Below are 18,527 nucleotides of genomic sequence, written 5' to 3' on the forward strand. Positions count from 1 at the left end.
TCTCCCTGATAGAAATCTAGATAACTTTTGAATACTGTATTGCACTATTAAGATGTTTATCGAACACCATACAAACGCAACGTATTAGCAATCTGCCTCGTTCGGTTACTCTTATCCCATTTCTGCCTTGAGATGAAAAGTATTGCACCATATTATCTGCGAGAATTGGCTCCAATCTTGCCAGCTCATCAGAGAAATATTCGACAAATTTAATCTTATGTTTTTTCTCAATAAAATCAAAACTCAGTTGAAATTGGGACAATAAGGTCATAATAACATCATGACGAATACGATCGTCATTATTACTGATATATCCTTTTGCAATGGCTAGCTGTCCGTTTTCGATACTTTCTTTGTAGGCATTCAATTCCAATAGGTTTTGCATGTAAACCCCATTGATGTTGCTAATCCCAGAAACACCGAAGGCGAGTAAATCTGTGCCAGAATGTGTGGTGTAGCCTTGGAAATTACGATGTAACAACCCCGCATCACGAGCTTTGGTCAGTGCATCTTGCGGTTTGGCAAAATGATCCATACCTATGTATTCATAACCTGAGTCCAGCAAATAATTAATGCTCATCTTGAGTATAGCCAGTTTTTCTTTGGCAGGAGGCAAGTGTTCTTCTGGCAAACGTTTTTGTGAACGAAAACGGTTAGGTAAATGTGCATAGTTAAATAAGGATATTCGGTCAGGCGATAACCTAATTACATCGTCTAATGTTTTCTTAAAACCAGACACGGACTGAAAAGGCAAACCATAAATAAGATCAAAATTAATAGATTGAATACCCAGTTCACGGGCGTTATTAACTAACGCCTTGACCAAATCATAGGACTGGACGCGGTGAATACTTTGCTGAACCTTAGGGTCAAAATCTTGCACGCCTAGGCTAATTCTATTAATGCCAAGTGAAACTAATTCTGCAAGCTTATCCTCATCAATTTCTCTAGGGTCAATTTCAATACTAAAGTCCTGACGCCCATCTTGCTGCAAATTAAAATTATCGTGCAGATGAGCAAACAAGATACGAAAATGTTGAGTATTCAAAAAAGTGGGGGTGCCGCCCCCAAAATGTAATTGTGTCACCTCACGACGATTGTCTAGCATCAGACTTCTCAAACGCATTTCTTCGCCCAACAGCTCAACATAATCAGAGCCTTTATCATATTGCTTGGTGACTATTTTATTACAAGCACAGTAGTAGCAAAGGTTCGCACAAAAAGGGATGTGGAAATACAAGCTCAATGGCGCACGCGATGGCGCCATCATATTGGTAATTAAAGCGACTTTATCAATATTCACATCAAATTGCGGCGCGGTAGGATATGAAGTGTATCGTGGCCCTGAAAGGTCATACTTGGCGATTAGAGCATCATCCCAAATCATTACTTGCTCCTATTAAAATTTCTAATAGGAAGTGTACTCTTTGCCCAACGTCCGTTAGCTGACCTAGATCAATAAATTTAGACCCAAGTGAATTAAATCCCTATAATTGAAGCTTTTGCGGCATTCTATGACAAGCAGACTTGTATTAACCCATGGTGCTGGGGCAGGCCATCAAAGCGATTTTCTCACACAATTAAGAATGGAGTTAAATGCGCATCAGACCTGTTCCGTTGAACCTATAACCTTTGACTATATGAAAATCCAAGAAAGCAACGGGAAAAAACGGCCACCGCCTAGATTTCCTACCTTGGTTACTGAGTTAGAGGCACATATTAAAAATACTAGCGATTGTGTGCTGGCAGGAAAGTCCATGGGGAGCAGGGTGGCAACACAGCTTACTGAATTGCCAAATATTAAAGGAGTTGTTTGTTACGGCTTTCCTTTTTACCCACAAGGCAAACCGGAGAAAAATCGTTTATCCTTTTTAGAAAATCTAGCCAAGCCTTGTCTAATCATCCAAGGCACGCGGGATGGACTTGGAAATTTTGATTGGGTGAATCAGCAAACGCTTAATAGCAAGATTCAAATGCATTGGATCGAAGGTGCTGACCATGACTTTAAATTGTTAAAAAAATATCAGCGAAGCCAACAAGATGTCATTGCCGAATTGGCTAAAGTAACACTTGCATGGCTAAAGCAAATAGCGAAACAGTAATTAATTAAAAGAGGTTTTGAATGGAACACCAAGCTGAGCTTGATGCGAGTGGTCTTCTTTGCCCTGAACCCGTCATGATGTTACATGGGGAGATGCGAAAAATAGCGGCAAACGAAGTATTAAAGGTCATAGCAACGGACCCATCCACCACACGAGATATTCCAAAGTTCTGCCAATTTTTAGGCCATAAACTGGTTCAACAAGAAGAACACGAGAACATCTATTATTATTGGATCGAAAAAAAGGGGGCTTAACGCCCCTATTTCAAGTGCTCATGCGCAACCCATTAGGCCACTCTGAGTTTTTGATTAGTCTTATCGCCTTGTACAGCAATTTTATAGATTTGTTGAAAGTTAGAGAATGATACGTCGATATCCAAGCGCAATTCTCTTGCCACATCATTTGAAGACACTAAGCCTCGAATGGATTTGGTGTCCTCGTCAATAACCAATAAGTGTTGATACTGATTGTTACGTTGACTAAACAACAAGGATTCAATATCTGAGTTCGCCAATGATTTATATGATAAAGCCAGTAAGTTTTCCTTTGGGCGCATTAAATCGGCAACCAATAATTCCGAGCGCTGGTAACCATCTGCTACTTGCTTAATGAAAATATCCTCAGAAAGATCTTCCAGACTGATCACTCCGATAAAATGATTGCCAGCGTCGACTACCAACTTCATACGCACATGCTCTTTACGCATTAATTTTACCAGTTCGTCTGCTCTTACATTAGATTCAATCACTCTTGGTCCACCCGTTTTAAAATCCGTAAATACGGTTAGAGCGGGTGAATAGAGATTGGTATTATCAGCCATTACGGGCCAAGTTAGTTCGTTTACGTCTTTTGTAGATACATAAGTTAGCGTTTTCATAGCCATGTTCCTCGATACAATAAAAATAAAAAACAATTAGATGAGGTTATGACTAGGCGGCGCTCTGGCTTCGGTTAGGGTTAAGTAGGGGCGGGGGGTAAAATCCTGCAGGCTATTGTAGAGATTGAATTTTCTAACAAATGTTAACGGCAAGAAACTTTGATTTTGACCTATATCTTTGTCAGAGCTTATTTCCTGATCGGCGACACTGGTCTCGGTAAAAGCTTGTTCTATAGCAGGTTCTATCCAACGCAATTGACTCACTTCATTGGCATTAGCGCGCTGAGACACTGTCAATAATGACGACAGCAAAACGGCCAATATGATGAGTAATTGTGTTTTCATTTCACACCTACAAAAATAACAACACCTTCAATATATGCCTGTTAAACAAAAAAGCACAGTATTTTTGTAAAGATGCCCAAAATTTGCACTCTGTGCATGATTTAAGCCCATGAAAATCTGATCATATATTGATCTATGTCGCGTCTATTGTCTTTTTAATTGCCTACAATTTTAACGGTCGATATCACTTTTAGGAGAAGATGATGAAAGCGGCAGTTGCAAATCAATTTGGTGACAACTTAAACATCGAGACATTAGCCAAACCCGAAATTCAAGACCATCAAGTACTGGTCAAAATTCATGCCTGTGGGGTTTGCCACACAGACCTTCATGCTTGTCATGGGGATTGGCCCGTTAAGCCAACACTGCCTTTGATTCCGGGACACGAAGGCGTTGGTGAAATAGTGGAACTAGGTGCCAGCGTTAAACATCTTAGTATAGGTGATCGTGTTGGTATCCCTTGGCTCTATAGTGCTTGTGGTCACTGTGAATACTGCTTGGCAGGAGATGAAAATCTTTGTTTGTCACAGCAAAATGCGGGCTATTCTGTGGCAGGCAGTTATGCCGAGTTCTGCGCGGCTCATGCCGATTATATTGTAAAGATTCCTGACGGTTTGAGTTATCTTGAAGCCGCGCCTTTATTCTGTGCTGGAGTAACCACTTATAAGGCATTGAAAGTGTCCGAAGCCAAGCCTGGGGACTGGGTTGCCATATTCGGTATTGGCGGCTTAGGGCACTTAGCGATTCAATACGCCGTTGCTATGGGATTTAGGGTAGTGGCCGTCGACACAGGAGATGCCAAACGACAATTGGCGGAAAAACTGGGTGCGGAAGCATTTTATGATTTCAACATCGACAATGTAGTAGCTGAAATTAATGAATTAACAGCTGGTGTTCATGGCAGTATTTGCACCGCCGTGAGCAAAGTTGGCTTTAGACAAAGTTACGATGTGGTAAGGCGTGGGGGCAAGTGCGTTCTAGTAGGATTGCCACCAGAGGAAATGCCATTACCCATATTCAATACTGTTCTCAATGGCGTCAGTGTGGTTGGCTCTATTGTCGGCACCCGCAAAGATCTTGAAGAATGTCTTGATTTTGCCGCCCGAGGTAAGGTTAAAGCCATCATAGAAGAAAAGCGTTTGGAAGACATTAATGACATCTTTGCTGATATGGAAAAAGGCGAAATCACAGGCCGTATTGTCATGGGCATAAGCTCTTAACTTCTTAGCATCAATCCTCATTGAGTGCGCAAAGGCAGGCGCACTCAACTTTTCACATCATTCAATTTTTCACATCACTAACTTTGCCTTACTCAATTCCAGTAAACATTTTTGCCGTCTATTTCGAGCATTATTGGAAAAATACGTCAATACTATGCATTTAGCACTCATGTTCTGTATCAGTTTGTATTAGAATAAGGGCGTTTTTTCGAAGTCATTACTCAGTGTTGCGTAATTCTGCCATCCTATGAGTCGACTTGAAACAAATTATCCAACCGCGTATTGATTGATAAAGGAGCTCAATAATGAGCAAAACTCGACCGGTCAACTTAGATATAAAGACCATACGTCTGCCCATTACGGCAATAGCCTCTATTTTGCATCGTATCTCAGCTGTCATCATTTGGGTGGGCTTGGGTATGGCCTTGGCTGCTGGCTATTTCTCTCTACAATCAAATGACAATTTTGATGCTGTCTTTGGGTTTATTACTGAAAACTTTATTGGTCAGTTTATTGTATGGGGTCTGTTGACGGCGTTTGGCTACTACATAGTGGCAACGCTGAAGCACATTATTCAAGACTTTGGTCATTTTGAAGAGCTTGAAAGTGGTCTAATGATTGCCAGAGTTGCAATCGGCCTAGGTATTCTATTAAGCATTTTTTCAGGAGTTTGGGTATGGCTATAAGTGCTGCGGACAAAGCAAGAAGCGGAACAAAAGAATGGCTTTTTCAGCGCATAGCGAATGCTTTGATCTGTATTTGGGCTATTGTGACTGTCATTTTATTAATCGATCATCAGCCAGCTAGCTTGGCGGATTTGTCGGCCTTACTTGCACCTATGTGGTTTAAAGTCTTTTCAAGTCTAGTTTTGATTATGGCGGCATTTAACTCTGTATTAGCAGGATGGCAAATCAGTACGGATTACGTTAAAGGCATTTTGATTAATTTGCTTTTTAATTTATTGGTTCGTTTAATCAGCCTAGTTTATCTTGTAGCGGGTTTATATATGCTCTGGAGCTAGCAGATAGCTGGCTTTATATAAATATACCTTTAAAAAAGGGGTTGCTAGTTAACTAGCAACCCCTTTTTACTGACAAGCATAATCAAGCTGGCATCATAATAGTGGCTTCACCTGACACAACCACCTTGCCCTCACATTCGCATATTGTCTTAAGAGTAACCCGGCGGCGGCGCTCATTTATATCGATCACGGTGACCTTGGTGACAACTTCTTGCCCAATCAGTACAGGAGCACGAAACTTCAAGCTTTGCTCAAGATAGATGCAACCCGGTCCTGGAAGCTGTGTACCTATGGCTGCTGAAATAAAACCAGCGGTTAGCATGCCATGAGCAATGGGTTGGCCAAAGGATGTGGTTGCGGCGTATTCAGCATCAAGATGAACCGGATTGGTGTCACCAGTAACTTGTGCAAATAGATTAACATCTTCCTGAGAGACCTTTTTCACCAGTTCTACGGTTTGATCTAGAGTTAATTCTTCAAGCGTATAACCTTTGTTCATAGGGAATCCTTATTATCAAAATTTTCGCTATGTTACACTTTCAGATATCCAATTAACAAACATTTAAGGTTGACAATCAATGAGCTGGACGGAAGAAGAGGATAAACAGGCAGCGCAAACTGCGCAGCAAAATCCTTTGGACATGGAATCTTCACAAGACATTAACCCAAATCAAGAAATTTGGAGCCTACTAAAAGAAACCCTGGCTGAAAATGTAGCGGAAAAGCGTCGGGCAAGACGTTGGAAAATATTTTTTCGTTTTGTCAGTTTAGGGATTTTTGTTGGCATCCTAGTGACTTGGTTTTCTCGTATTAATATGGATGACATTGGCATACAAGGAAATACGGTCGCCATTATCCCAATGCAAGGCGTTATTGGTGCTGAGTCAGACATTGAGTCAACAGAAATGGTGTCTCTTTTGGATCAAGCTTTCCGTACACCGCAATTACAAGGTGTGGTGATAGAGCTAAACAGCCCAGGGGGCAGTCCAGTGCATTCAGGCATTATTTATGATGCCATACGTAACAAACAAGCTGTGTATCCTGATATCCCTGTCATAGTGGTGGTAGGCGACATGGCGGCATCGGGTGGCTATTACATTGCCTCAGCGGCGGATGAAATTTATGCCAACCAAGCCAGTCTAGTGGGATCAATCGGAGTCATTTCCGCGGGCTTTGAGGCCAGTGAGTTCCTTGAGAAAATCGGCGTCGAGCGCAGAGTCTTTACCGCCGGTCGCAACAAAGCATTTCTTGACCCCTTTACCCCCATGACGGATGAAGCGAAACCAAAGTGGCAATCTGTTCTGAACGAAACACACCAACAATTTATTAATGCCGTAAAAGCAGGGCGAGGCGATAAATTGCAAATAACAGACGATGTGTTTTCCGGTATGGTCTTTACTGGTTCACAAGCGGAAAAAATTGGCCTGATTGATGGATTAGCCAGCATTAATCAACTTTTGGACATGCGTTTTCCTGAGGCCAAGCCTATCTTGTTTGAACCGAAAGAAGAACCACTAAAAGAACTGGCCAAAGAATTGGGTGTTGAGTTTGCATTACAAGCTTTTAAGCAAGTTAATATACAGTAACCGCTTAAAGAGTTAGTCTTCAAAAGCGCCATTTCTAGATCAGAATAAAGGGCGCTTTTTTTATGTCTATCCAATAAGCCCTTACGCCAGACTGTGTAAGCAATTTACATTTTTGCATGGTGAATTCTTACAATAAGGCATCTCACCTAAGAAACATGGAGCCAACTAAGAATAATCGTTATACTGTGCGCTTCAAATTCATCTCAAGGGCAAATAAGACGTAATGAGCAACAGACAATCTGCCATTCGCGATTTATCTAATATTAAAGACTTTATCCGCTGGACCTACACACGCTTTCAAAATGCCGATTTATTCTATGGCCACGGTACAGACAATCCTTGGGATGAAGCCGTACAGCTGGTGATGGGAGCATTAAAATTACCCTTAGATTTTGATCGCGACATGCTGGATTGCGCCCTCACTCAAAACGAAAAAAAGCAGATAGTCAAACTTGTCCACCGTCGTATAAACGATCGTGAACCCTTGCCATACCTGCTGGGCGAGGCATGGTTTATGGGCTTGCCATTCTACGTTAGCAAAGACACTCTGATTCCCCGATCGCCAATTTTGTCTTTATTGGAGTGCGAATTTTCACCTTGGCTGATGCATTACCCCTTTAACATTTTAGACATGTGCACGGGATCAGGCTGCCTTGGCATTGCCGCATCCTTGGTGTTTGAAGATGCTCAGGTGGATATGACAGATATTAGCGAAGCCGCCCTCGACATTGCCAAGAAAAACATACAGCGTCATCAACTAGAAGACAGAGTACAGACCATTCACTCTGATATGTTTGCAGCCTTGCAAGGCAAACAATATGAATTGATCATTTGCAACCCACCGTACGTAGACAAAAAGGATTTTGATACGGCACCGCAAGAATTTCACAATGAGCCGCAACTGGCACTTACCTCTGGGGAGGACGGCTTAGAATTTACCCACAAATTCCTACATCAAGTCGCCCATTACCTTAAGGATGATGGTATTCTTGTGTACGAAGTTGGCAACACAGAAATCGCTCTACAAGAAGCCTATCCTGATACCCCTTTTATGTGGGTTGAGTTAGAGCAGGGTGGTAACGGCGTGTTTATCTTAACCAAAGAACAATTAAACGAACTATTACACGAGCAAAATTAATCTATGTCCGGCAATACTTTTGGAACGCTTTTTAAAGTCACCACGTTTGGTGAAAGTCATGGGTTGGCCTTAGGCGCCATAGTCGATGGCTGCCCTCCAGGCATTGAAATCAGTGAAGCCGATCTACAGCGCGATCTCGATTTGAGAAAACCAGGCACATCTAAACACACCACGCAACGTCGCGAACCCGATCAAGTCAAAATCTTATCTGGCGTGTTTGAAGGCAAAACGACCGGCACACCAATAGGCCTACTGATTGAAAATACCGATCAACGCTCTAAAGATTATGGCAACATAGCGAATACTTTCCGCCCAGCTCACGCAGATTACACCTACGACCAGAAGTACGGTTTTCGAGACTATCGCGGAGGTGGTCGTTCATCGGCCAGAGAAACAGCCATGCGAGTGGCTGCTGGCGCCATTGCCAAAAAGTATCTCAAACAGCAGTTTGGTATCGAAATTCAAGGCTTTCTATCTCAACTTGGCCCCATTAAGCTGGACACCAAAGATCTGTCGCAAGTGTACGATAACAGCTTTTTCAGTCCAGACCCTGATGCCATTCCACAACTTGAAGAATACATGACAGCTTTGCGTCGTGCAGGGGATTCGGTGGGGGCTAAAATCACCGTCATTGCTCGCAACCTCATGCCCGGACTCGGTGCGCCTGTGTTTGACCGCTTAGATGCCGATATCGCCAAAGCCATGATGGGTATCAATGCAGTAAAAGGCGTTGAAATTGGTGATGGTTTTGATGTGATTGAACAAAAAGGCAGTGAACATAGAGATGAGATGACCCCAGAAGGTTTCTTGAGCAATCATGCAGGCGGTATTTTAGGCGGCATTTCATCAGGGCAAGACATCTTAGTTAATATTGCTCTGAAACCCACTTCAAGCATCACCACGCCTGGTAAGAGTATCGACCGGGATGGCAACTCGATTGATATCATCACCAAGGGACGTCACGACCCTTGTGTGGGCATTCGCGCGACACCCATCGCTGAAGCCATGCTGGCGCTTACTTTAATGGATCATCTATTACGTCATCGTGGTCAAAATGCCGATGTTATGTGCGCTACTCCGATAATAAAAGGGCAAGCGTAAAACTTGCAAAGCAATCAAAAAAGCCGCCTCTTATGTTGCGGCTTTTTTGATTAGCGAAGATTAATTATGAAGGATTTAAAAGAGATTGTTTTTATGTCTTCCGTTATTCGAATACAAGTAGGTTCCAATAATCCAGTCAAGGTCAGTGCAGCAAAAAGTGCTTTTGAACAGGCTTTCCCTAATCACATTATTCATTGCCAAGGCATGACAGCGCCATCTAACGTGGCTGAGCAACCTATGACAGAAGCAGAAACGCGATTGGGCGCACAAAATAGAGCCATTTATTGTCATCAGCATCCTATTGATTCCAACATGCAATATTCTGTTGCTATGGAAGGGGGCGTTGATGACTTTCAAGAAGGGCCTGCGACCTTTGCCTATGTAGCGATTATGGATCAGCAAGGAAACTTACATACTGGCCGCACCGCCAATCTACCGTTGCCAGCGGCCATTTATCAAAGATTACAACAAAATGAAGAACTTGGCCCCATTATGGATGACGTCTTCAACACGGTAAACATTCGTCAAAAAGGCGGTGCCATTGGGTTATTTACTAATCATGCCGCTACGCGAGAAAGTGTCTATAGCCAAGCGATTATCTTAGCCTTGGCACCAGTACTACATCCGATTCATTTTTAAGCACGTTAGAGAAAAGCCATTATGAAGTACCAATGGGTTATTTTTGATGCCGATGAGACCTTATTTCACTTCGATAATTTTTCAGGTCTCAAGCAGATGTTCAAACAACATCAAGTCGATTTTGATCAGGCTGACTTTGAAGCTTACCAAAAAATCAACAAACCTTTATGGGTGGCATACCAAAATGGCGCCATTACCGCCACAGAACTTCAAACCAGACGCTTTGATGAATGGTCAAAACGGCTCGGTATTAGCTCGCATGAGCTAAATCAAAATTTTCTGCATGCCATGGCGGATATCTGTAAAACCCTTCCTGGCGCTAAAGAGCTGGTAAGACAACTACATCAAGCTGGAACCAAAATGGCCATTATGACGAACGGTTTTACCCAGTTGCAAAGCATACGTTTAGAACGAACAGACATGCATCATTTCTTTGACCACCTGATCATTTCAGAACAAGTAGGGCACGCCAAACCCAGCTCAATCATCTTTGATCATGCCTTCGAAAAAATGGGACAGCCTGACAAACAAAACGTACTCATGGTTGGCGACACATTGGAATCAGACATTTTGGGTGGCAACCAATATGGTATTGACACATGCTGGTTAAATCATAACAAGCAAACGGATACCATCATTACTACCGATATCATTCCCACTAAGAGCGTTGGCAGTCTGATGGAATTACACTCCTGGTTATTTAAAGATTCCCTTATCAAATCACTTTAATAAAATTTTTGGGATGTTAAAAATCTTTATAAAACAACGCATCTAAATAAAAGAAAGAGATTATATAGTCCCATCAAACAATCTAGATCAGAATCAAGATTGAATGGCGTTTAATCGAAAGGCTTAATTATCAACGGGTAATTGAATATTGAACGACAGAAAAACTGAGAAACAGTTTTGATTGTACTGGAATCAATAGATACTGCTTAGATATTCACCGTGGACCCAATGGATTGCAAGCATGGAAGGTGAGTGCAGTGCTACTATCCACTTCCCCTAAACTTCTAAATTTCTTATAAAAGTAAATTCTTTGGCGCTTTCTCTCAGCCTATAAGTAGTAGAAGGCCTTCCTTTTCCAGAGGGAGCCTTTATGCCAATTTCTTCTACTATATCTGCTTGCTCTAAACGTCTACGAAAGGATTTTTTTTGAATGGTTTTATCAATCAAAACTTCTAAAAAATGCTGTAACTCTGGCAATGTGAATTCTTCAGGAAGCGCGTAAGCTGGTACCATGGAATAGAGAGCTTTCTGTTTCAACCTTTCCCTAGCGGCTTTCATAATCGCTATATGATCAAACGCGAGATCTTTCGTTAATGCTTCTTCATACACTTCCCAGCGCACTTCAGATACATTCTCAACAAAGCTTTGACAAGCTTGCCAAGCGACTAATGCAGTATAAGCCACAGTAACTGACCACCCTCTAGCATCTCTATGCTGGTTACCAACACTCATCAGTTGTTCTATATAAGGAGCTTTAACACCAGTCTTCTCTTGCAATTTACGTTGCACTGTATCTTCTAAAGACGAGTCTTTTGATTCATCCACGAAACCACCTGGCAAGGCCCATTTATCTTTTTCTGGATACTCGCTTCGCTTGGTGAGTAACACCAATAGCTGTCCATTATGAAAGGTAAAAATAGCCGCATCGACTGTAACAAGTGGCGATAGATAATCTCTACGATCATATTTCTGTAGAAAAGCAGCTTCTGAATTGTGCATTTTTAACCACCTTAAATAACATTGTTAGTAATAATATTAGCACATAGTGTCTTTAAGACAAAAAATATGTTGACAAATATAGTGTCTATAAGACACTATATTATCACACAACGAGGTAATGGAGTGTCAACATGAGTATTCGAGCCATAGCAAATCAACAAGAAGCATTAGATATAGCATTCTTAACTTTTTCAGGAGGAGAGAGGCATGTGCAGTTAGCGGAAACCTCTTTGCTTTACATCAACCAAATCGATCTAGAGTGTCGAATTCAAAACACGACAGATGTTATGGATTTGCTATTACTAGTGAATGCTCTGCGCCATAAGTTTGGTATTGATTTAATGATCAATTTAACCATTCCGTATTTGCCTTATGCTCGTCAAGACAGAGTTTGCGCACCTGGACAGGCATTCTCACTAGAAGTGTTTGCAGGAATATTGAACAGCACAGCTTGTAACAGCATGACTGTATGGGATTGTCATAGTCAGGTTGGTATCGATCTAACTCAAGCGCAAAACATTACTCCTGAGAACATTATTGCAACAAGCCCTAAATTAGTAAGCCTATTAACAGCAGAAAGCAGTGTATTAGTTTGCCCTGATAACGGCGCCAAAGTGCGATGCGAAGCAATTAAAACGTTCTTTTCTCTTCCTTACATGATTCAGTGCGAAAAAAAACGAGACCCAAGTACAGGAAAAATCACTCATACAGAAGTCGGAGTTGAGTCTTTGAAAGGGAAAACAGCAATCATTACCGACGATATCTGCGATGGCGGTTTCACCTTCATTAAGATCGCTGAGCAGCTTAAAGCAAAAGGAGCAGAGAAGGTTGTGCTGTATGTAACACATGGGATTTTCAGCAAAGGTATCGAAGTATTTGATGGTTTGATCGACGAAATTTACACCAGCAACAGTTTTGAGAAAGCCTTCAACAACACAAAATTAAACGTAATTAACTACTAATAGATTATAAAGAAAGGAGTATTTTCATGAATCCATTAATGGCCATAGACTTCTATAAAGCAGACCACAGACGCCAGTATCCAGAGGGAACAGAATACGTGTACTCTAATTTCACCCCAAGATCATCTCGCTTAGCGCCTGTTATTGATGGTTTTGATGATCGAGTAGTCTTTGTTGGTTTACAAGGCTACATAAAGCGTTTCTTGATTGATACTTGGAACGAAAATTTCTTCAACAAACCTAAGCAAGACGTTATTGCAAAATATAAACGCCGTATGGACTCTTCATTAGGGGAAGGAGCTATACCCGTAGATCACATTGAAGCTTTGCACGATTTAGGCTACTTGCCATTAGAGATTAAAGCCTTGCCTGAAGGCAGTCGCGTTAACATAAAAGTGCCCATGTTCACGATAATTAATACGCTCCCCGAGTTTTATTGGTTGACTAACTACTTAGAAACCAGTGTCAGTGCTGAAGTATGGAAAATGTGTACAACGGCAACGATTGCCTACGAGTACAAGCGACTTTTAAATAATTATGCCTCTAAAACCGGTGCACCGTTGGACTTTGTGCCATTACAAGGGCACGATTTTAGCTTCCGTGGTATGAGTTGTATTGAAGATGCTGCTCAATCAAGCATGGGACACTTAACCAGTTTTATCGGTACGGATTCTGTTGCCGCTATTGATTACGCCGAAGATTACTACAATGCAGAAGGGGTGGTTGGTGTTTCCGTACCGGCCACTGAGCACAGCGTCATGTGCATGGGCACTCAAGATGGCGAGATCGAAACTTTCCGTCGGTTAATTACCGAGCTGTATCCAAAAGGCGTGGTAAGTATCGTGTCTGATACGTGGGACTTTTGGCAAGTGGTAACGACCTTCGCTAGTGAATTGAAGGATACCATTCTTACTAGGGAAGAGGATGCCCTCGGCCTTGCTAAAGTGGTATTTAGACCAGACAGTGGTGATCCTGTAAAAATCATTTGCGGTGATCCTAGCGCAGAGCCTGGCTCTCCAGAGTATAAAGGTGCAGTAGAATGTCTTTGGGATATTTTTGGTGGAGATATCACTGACAAGGGATACAAAATGCTCAACCAAAGAGTAGGGTTGATCTATGGTGATTCCATCACGCTACAACGAGCAGAAGCCATTCTAAAAGGGATGGAAGCAAAAGGCTTTGCTGCAAACAACATTGTTTTGGGGGTTGGTAGCTATACCTATCAGTATTTAACCCGAGATAACTTTGGATTTGCGATGAAAGCCACTTGGGGGCAAGTTAACGGAGAAGGAAGAGAAATCTATAAAGACCCTGTTACCGATAGCGGAACTAAGAAGTCTGCCCGAGGCTTACTGCGTGTCGAAAAAACGAAAAATGGTTTTGAGCTCTTCGATCAGCAAACACAGGGACAAGAGAAGCAGGGTGAGTTAAAAGCCGTATTCAAAAACGGCTCATTGTTGATAGACCAGTCTCTAATGGAAATTAGAGACAGATTAGCCATTTAACCATGTCGTGCCTTAATAGATACCATCTTTTAAGGCACTTTCATTTGGAGATGTTTGAATTTGAGTACCTTAAAAACCATCGTTTATATTGATATGGATGATGTATTGTATGATTTTATAGGCGCTTATAATGAAGCCTTGCTTCGAACACCTGAAATCCATTACCCACAATCACAATACGGTTTATAGCAATTTAACGTCTATATTTGGTGCTATTGAATCGGTATCAGAACTCATTAAATCAGAACAATTTGCCCCATAAATCCTTAAACTTATAGAAACTCAATTTTCTCTTTTTTCTTGTAACCGCAAAAACATGTTAATTTTTCAAAAGAAAGATCATTGTATACACGATATATTACTCTTTTGAAATTGGTACTTGGATGGAAGTTTTGAAATCTGCATTGCGATGAAATTCACCTTAATTATTGTAGAAGGAAGGATCACTATATATTTCAGTTATTTCCGATAAATGTTATTATCGGAAATAAATATAAGAGGAAAAATCCCCACAGTTTTGGTTGTACTTTATACTTTTCAATGAGTTAAGTTGTTTGTTAAGACGTGCTAACCCATTCCATCACTTTCTGACAAATAACTCTTCTGATGTTTCACGCACTATTTTATAGCCAGTCTCAGGTATTTATTAATGTCATTTTAATTTGCGTATCAATATAACTAAGAGTCAATCATTGAATAAAGGGTTTTCCAATAAATAACGAAATCGATGAAGGATATTTTCCAATTTTTCAATACAGGGTTATGAACACATAAAGTTGATTAAAATTTGAGCGTCAAGCATTTTGCTGATAGTGTGCATATTAGGTATGTAATTAAATATATATCTACTCATTATAAGATAACCATAAAAAGTAAGATTAAATGACGCTTACAAAGGAGAAGTTACATGAAAGGAAAAAAAGGAATATATAGAGGTTTGATTAGGACGCTGTGTTTTTTAATATGTATGCCATTATCATTCACCGCGATATCTCAACAAAATAGCCCAACCCTAGACCCCGAAAGTGATGGACAGTGGGGCGAATTAAAAAGCTGGCCATTAATTCCATTGCATATGCTCACCTTGCCTGACGGAAAAGTTCTTTCTTTTGGAACCAATGAATATGGTATGCAAGGCGGTTCATTCATTTTTGATGTTTATGATCCAAAGGAAGATCTGCACTTTACCTTGCCCAATCCATTGCCTACCGACATATTTTGTTCGCACGTTGCCCTAGATCCCACAACCGGTAAAGTACTCATTTTTGGTGGTGATGCGCGTAAGTCTGGGCCAGGTAATGCACTTGATGGTGTAAACGCACTAACCATTTTTGATCCAAAGACATTTTCTTTAACCGCTTCATCGCAGACCATGGAATATGCTCGCTGGTACCCTACTGTTGTCACACTCTCTAATGGAGAGATTTTGGTATTAGGTGGCCGAGACTTAGCACAAAATGGTAGCCATATTCCTGAAGTTTGGAATTCATCAACCGGGTTTAGAGAATTAACGAATGCCGCTATTGCAGACTTTCAAGGAAATCTAAACGACGCGGTATCGCTGGATGAAGCCTGGTGGTATCCACATGCATTCCAGCGTTCTAATGGTGATGTGGTGGTTATAGATGCCTATGGTAATGACGTGTACATCATGAATACCAGTGGCACAGGTACCCTTACCAACGCGGGCACCTTGCCCTTTGCTAGCCACAAGATGGATCCGTCGATAATGTACGACGTTGATAAAGTCTTAATGGTGGATATTGATGGTGGTCTGTGGTCTGTTAACCTTGCGACCAGCACACCAACCTATACCGAAGTTGCACAAATGCCTGACGGGCGCACAGCCGCCAATATGAACATTCTCGCAGATGGCTCGGTGATCATTACAGGTGGGACTGATTATGATCAAGCGCTTTTGGGCCAAGGCAGTGATCCCGTCGATTTAACCAATGCACAATACGACGCCTTGCGTTACATTCCTCAAACAAATCAACTTCTTACACTGGAAGCCGAACAAGTTGCTCGCCTTTATCATTCGGCGGCAGTTCAGCTTGAAGACGGACGCATAATTTCAGGTGGCGGTGGTGCACCTGGCCCGTTACAAAACTTAAATGCACAGTTTTTTACCCCCGACATTTTTTACCAAAATGGTTCGCTTGCTACTTTGCCAATCATTCAGTCGGTTGACAAAGTTGCAGATAACGGTGCTCAAATAACGATTAAAGTAAATGATTCATCAGTTATCAGCAGTGTCGGTGCGGTTCGCTCTGGCGGTGTGACACATTCGACCAATTCTGATACTCGCTATCTTAGTCTGACTTTTTCAAAAGTCGATTCAACCACCATTGTAGCAAATTTACCCAATGCCAATATCATGATCCCAGGTCACTGGATGCTTGCGGTTGTTAATAATGCAGGAGTTCCATCAAGCTATTCCTCTATTGGTGTAGGTGTGGCATCGGACTTTTTTGATGGGTTTGGCCCCCTCTCTGCCGCGGCCACCCCTTTACGAAAAGATCAGCCAAACATTAATGGTGCATTTAACGTAGATGCCTTAGCTCGCTTTGACGATATAGATGGCGGAAATTGGCAACGTATCTTTGATTTTGGTAATGGCATAGCAGCGAACAATATTTTGTTAGGGCAAGTCGAGGATACCAATGCAATGCGGTTTGAAATTCACAATGGTGGTGCGTTTGCAACGTTAGATGTAGCAAATGCCATAGTAGAAGGTGAAACCGCATTATTTTCAGCTAATGTGACCGATACTGGTTTTATGTCTCTTTATAAAAACGGCATTTTAATAGGGTCAGTACAAGGGATAGTACCACCAGACGTAGACAGAAATCTCGAACTCGTCGGCTACTCTAATTGGCCCGATGACAGTCCGCTGATTGGTGAAGTATCGAGTTTAGTCTTCACCGGCAATGTTGATTTCCCGGACTCTGATTATACGCCAGTGCCAACCGGCCTAGCGTTTTTTGCAAAAGCGGTGGCACATTTCGATAACCTTGGTGGTGGAGCATGGCAACGGGTTTTCGACTACGGCGATGGCCCTGCAACCAACAATATCTTACTTACCCAAGTGATTTCGGGAAACACGCTACGGTTTTCGTTTTGGAAGGATGGCGTAGAACACATACTTGATGTACCTGGCACAATTGTACAAGGCGAATCTGCAAGCTTTATTGCACAAATCACACAAGACGGACTGCTGCAACTATTTAAAAATGGTGAGTTAATCGGCAACCAACAAGTGACAACACTGCCCGATGATGCCGACAGAACTAACAAACTGATAGCATCCTCTAATTGGGTTGCGGATACCCCTTTAATTGGCGGTGTCACCTCGATTTTAATTGACGAAAATGGCAGTAACCCAGTGCCGACAGGCTTGGCATTTTTTGCCGAAGCCACCGTGCGTTTTGACGATATAAGCGCAGGTACATGGCAACGGGTTTTCGACTATGGAAACAACGACGCAACTAACAACATTAGGCTTACTCAAGTTAACAACACAAGCACCCTACGTTTTTCTTTTTGGAAGGATGGCACAGAACATAAACTCGATGTGTTAGGAGGCATTGAAGAAGGAAAGCAAGTAACCTACCGGGCTCAAGTTGATACCAATGGCATAATGTCTTTGCATAAAAACGCTGAGCTGATTGGCGAATTTGATGCCGCTACTACTCCTACTCACGAAGACAGACCCAATAAACTAGTAGGCTCATCAGCATCTACGGGTAGCGTCAGTACTAACCCGCTCATTGGTGAACTGATATCTATTGTTGTAGATGAAAATGGCAGTATTCCACTGTTAAATAATTTAATCTTTTTTGCAGAAGCAACCGTTCGTTTTGACGATGTTGACGTCGGTGAATGGCAACGGGTTTTTGACTACGGCAATGGCCCTGAAGAAGATAATATCTTTCTCGGTCAAGTAATAGATAGCGAGACAATGCGCTTCGCTTTCTGGAAAGGCGATGTCGAGTATTCACTCGATATTCCAGGTGCCATCGTTGAAGGCGAAGTCGTCACCTATACCGCACAAATTACGTCAAGTGGGTTGATGCAATTATACAAAAACGGGGACCTTTTAGGAGAATATCAAGCGCCAACTGTTCCTGAGAATGTTGAGAGAGCAAACAAGCTTGTTGGCGAGTCTAATTGGCAAGTCGATACGCCTCTAGATGGAGAAGTGTCCTTTATTACAGTACTGGATAACCTGTAAAGCGTGCGAGGATTGCCTTCTCTACTTGCAAGTTGATGCAAGTAGAGAAGGTATACCCTACCTTATGGG

General features: G+C 41.9%; 19 protein-coding genes. 14 read left to right on the top strand and 5 right to left on the bottom strand.

Features of this window, described 5'->3' with window-relative positions; all coding sequences use genetic code 11:
• Positions 1-16 precede the first annotated feature (16 nt).
• Positions 17-1,387, bottom strand: a complete 1,371-nt coding sequence (hemN, locus tag ABXS85_RS02330; RefSeq protein ID WP_353668448.1) for an oxygen-independent coproporphyrinogen III oxidase — start codon at positions 1,385-1,387, stop codon at positions 17-19.
• Positions 1,388-1,514: 127 nt separating this feature from the next.
• Here hemN and ABXS85_RS02335 point away from each other — a divergent pair, with 127 nt between their 5' ends.
• Both ABXS85_RS02335 and tusA read left to right on the top strand, forming a co-directional pair.
• Positions 1,515-2,102, top strand: a complete 588-nt coding sequence (locus ABXS85_RS02335; RefSeq protein WP_353668449.1) for an alpha/beta family hydrolase — start codon at positions 1,515-1,517, stop codon at positions 2,100-2,102.
• 20 nt (positions 2,103-2,122) lie between these two features.
• Complete coding sequence (gene tusA / locus ABXS85_RS02340; RefSeq protein WP_353668450.1) at positions 2,123-2,356, top strand: sulfurtransferase TusA; 234 nt, start codon at positions 2,123-2,125, stop codon at positions 2,354-2,356.
• A gap of 32 nt (positions 2,357-2,388) precedes the next feature.
• On the opposite strand, the gene ABXS85_RS02345 is transcribed toward tusA, so the two are convergent.
• A complete protein-coding gene (locus tag ABXS85_RS02345; RefSeq protein ID WP_353668451.1) occupies positions 2,389-2,979 on the bottom strand; it encodes a CBS domain-containing protein in 591 nt (196 codons plus the stop codon).
• A gap of 36 nt (positions 2,980-3,015) precedes the next feature.
• A complete protein-coding gene (locus ABXS85_RS02350) occupies positions 3,016-3,324 on the bottom strand; it encodes a hypothetical protein (protein WP_353668452.1) in 309 nt (102 codons plus the stop codon).
• A gap of 203 nt (positions 3,325-3,527) precedes the next feature.
• Between ABXS85_RS02350 and adhP the strand changes: the two genes are divergently transcribed.
• The 3 genes from adhP to sdhD all read left to right on the top strand — a co-directional run bounded on the left by adhP (position 3,528) and on the right by sdhD (position 5,565).
• Positions 3,528-4,544 carry an alcohol dehydrogenase AdhP gene (gene adhP / locus ABXS85_RS02355; RefSeq protein WP_353668453.1) on the top strand — a complete coding sequence of 339 codons (1,017 nt, stop codon included), beginning with the start codon at positions 3,528-3,530 and terminating at the stop codon, positions 4,542-4,544.
• Positions 4,545-4,849: 305 nt separating this feature from the next.
• The gene (gene sdhC, locus ABXS85_RS02360) at positions 4,850-5,230 is read left to right on the top strand and encodes a succinate dehydrogenase, cytochrome b556 subunit (protein ID WP_353668454.1); all 381 of its coding nucleotides are present in this window, start codon (positions 4,850-4,852) and stop codon (positions 5,228-5,230) included.
• Positions 5,221-5,565 (top strand): succinate dehydrogenase, hydrophobic membrane anchor protein, encoded by a 345-nt coding sequence (gene sdhD, locus ABXS85_RS02365; protein ID WP_353668455.1) that lies wholly within the window; start codon positions 5,221-5,223, stop codon positions 5,563-5,565. Before sdhC ends, sdhD begins: the two co-directional genes overlap by 10 nt.
• 82 nt (positions 5,566-5,647) lie before the next feature.
• On the opposite strand, the gene ABXS85_RS02370 is transcribed toward sdhD, so the two are convergent.
• Positions 5,648-6,064, bottom strand: coding sequence for a MaoC family dehydratase (locus tag ABXS85_RS02370; protein WP_353668456.1), 417 nt, complete (start codon positions 6,062-6,064; stop codon positions 5,648-5,650).
• A gap of 79 nt (positions 6,065-6,143) precedes the next feature.
• On the opposite strand from ABXS85_RS02370, the gene sppA reads away from it, so the two are divergent.
• The 5 genes from sppA to yjjG all read left to right on the top strand — a co-directional run bounded on the left by sppA (position 6,144) and on the right by yjjG (position 10,758).
• Positions 6,144-7,151, top strand: a complete 1,008-nt coding sequence (gene sppA, locus ABXS85_RS02375) for a signal peptide peptidase SppA (protein WP_353668457.1) — start codon at positions 6,144-6,146, stop codon at positions 7,149-7,151.
• A 223-nt stretch (positions 7,152-7,374) separates the two neighbouring features.
• Positions 7,375-8,289, top strand: a complete 915-nt coding sequence (gene prmB, locus ABXS85_RS02380) for a 50S ribosomal protein L3 N(5)-glutamine methyltransferase (protein ID WP_353668458.1) — start codon at positions 7,375-7,377, stop codon at positions 8,287-8,289.
• 3 nt (positions 8,290-8,292) lie between these two features.
• Complete coding sequence (gene aroC, locus ABXS85_RS02385) at positions 8,293-9,390, top strand: chorismate synthase (protein WP_353668459.1); 1,098 nt, start codon at positions 8,293-8,295, stop codon at positions 9,388-9,390.
• Between the two features lie 66 nt (positions 9,391-9,456).
• Positions 9,457-10,029, top strand: a complete 573-nt coding sequence (gene yjjX / locus ABXS85_RS02390) for an inosine/xanthosine triphosphatase (protein ID WP_353668460.1) — start codon at positions 9,457-9,459, stop codon at positions 10,027-10,029.
• A gap of 21 nt (positions 10,030-10,050) precedes the next feature.
• Positions 10,051-10,758 (top strand): pyrimidine 5'-nucleotidase, encoded by a 708-nt coding sequence (gene yjjG, locus ABXS85_RS02395; RefSeq protein WP_353668461.1) that lies wholly within the window; start codon positions 10,051-10,053, stop codon positions 10,756-10,758.
• 276 nt (positions 10,759-11,034) lie between these two features.
• Here yjjG and ABXS85_RS02400 read toward each other — a convergent pair whose 3' ends face one another.
• Positions 11,035-11,757: an NUDIX domain-containing protein gene (locus ABXS85_RS02400; RefSeq protein WP_353668462.1), complete on the bottom strand. Its 723-nt coding sequence runs from the start codon at positions 11,755-11,757 to the stop codon at positions 11,035-11,037.
• A gap of 131 nt (positions 11,758-11,888) precedes the next feature.
• Between ABXS85_RS02400 and prs the strand changes: the two genes are divergently transcribed.
• From prs to ABXS85_RS02420, 4 genes are all read left to right on the top strand, one after another.
• Positions 11,889-12,719 (top strand): ribose-phosphate diphosphokinase, encoded by an 831-nt coding sequence (gene prs, locus ABXS85_RS02405; protein ID WP_353668463.1) that lies wholly within the window; start codon positions 11,889-11,891, stop codon positions 12,717-12,719.
• Positions 12,720-12,745: 26 nt separating this feature from the next.
• The gene (locus tag ABXS85_RS02410; RefSeq protein ID WP_353668464.1) at positions 12,746-14,224 is read left to right on the top strand and encodes a nicotinate phosphoribosyltransferase; all 1,479 of its coding nucleotides are present in this window, start codon (positions 12,746-12,748) and stop codon (positions 14,222-14,224) included.
• 130 nt (positions 14,225-14,354) lie between these two features.
• Positions 14,355-14,486 (top strand): hypothetical protein, encoded by a 132-nt coding sequence (locus ABXS85_RS02415; RefSeq protein WP_353668465.1) that lies wholly within the window; start codon positions 14,355-14,357, stop codon positions 14,484-14,486.
• Between the two features lie 645 nt (positions 14,487-15,131).
• Positions 15,132-18,458 carry a galactose oxidase early set domain-containing protein gene (locus tag ABXS85_RS02420; RefSeq protein ID WP_353668466.1) on the top strand — a complete coding sequence of 1,109 codons (3,327 nt, stop codon included), beginning with the start codon at positions 15,132-15,134 and terminating at the stop codon, positions 18,456-18,458.
• The last annotated feature ends 69 nt before the right edge of the window (positions 18,459-18,527 follow it).

Origin of the sequence: Marinomonas sp. THO17, assembly GCF_040436405.1 — a bacterium.
GTDB lineage: Bacteria > Pseudomonadota > Gammaproteobacteria > Pseudomonadales > Marinomonadaceae > Marinomonas.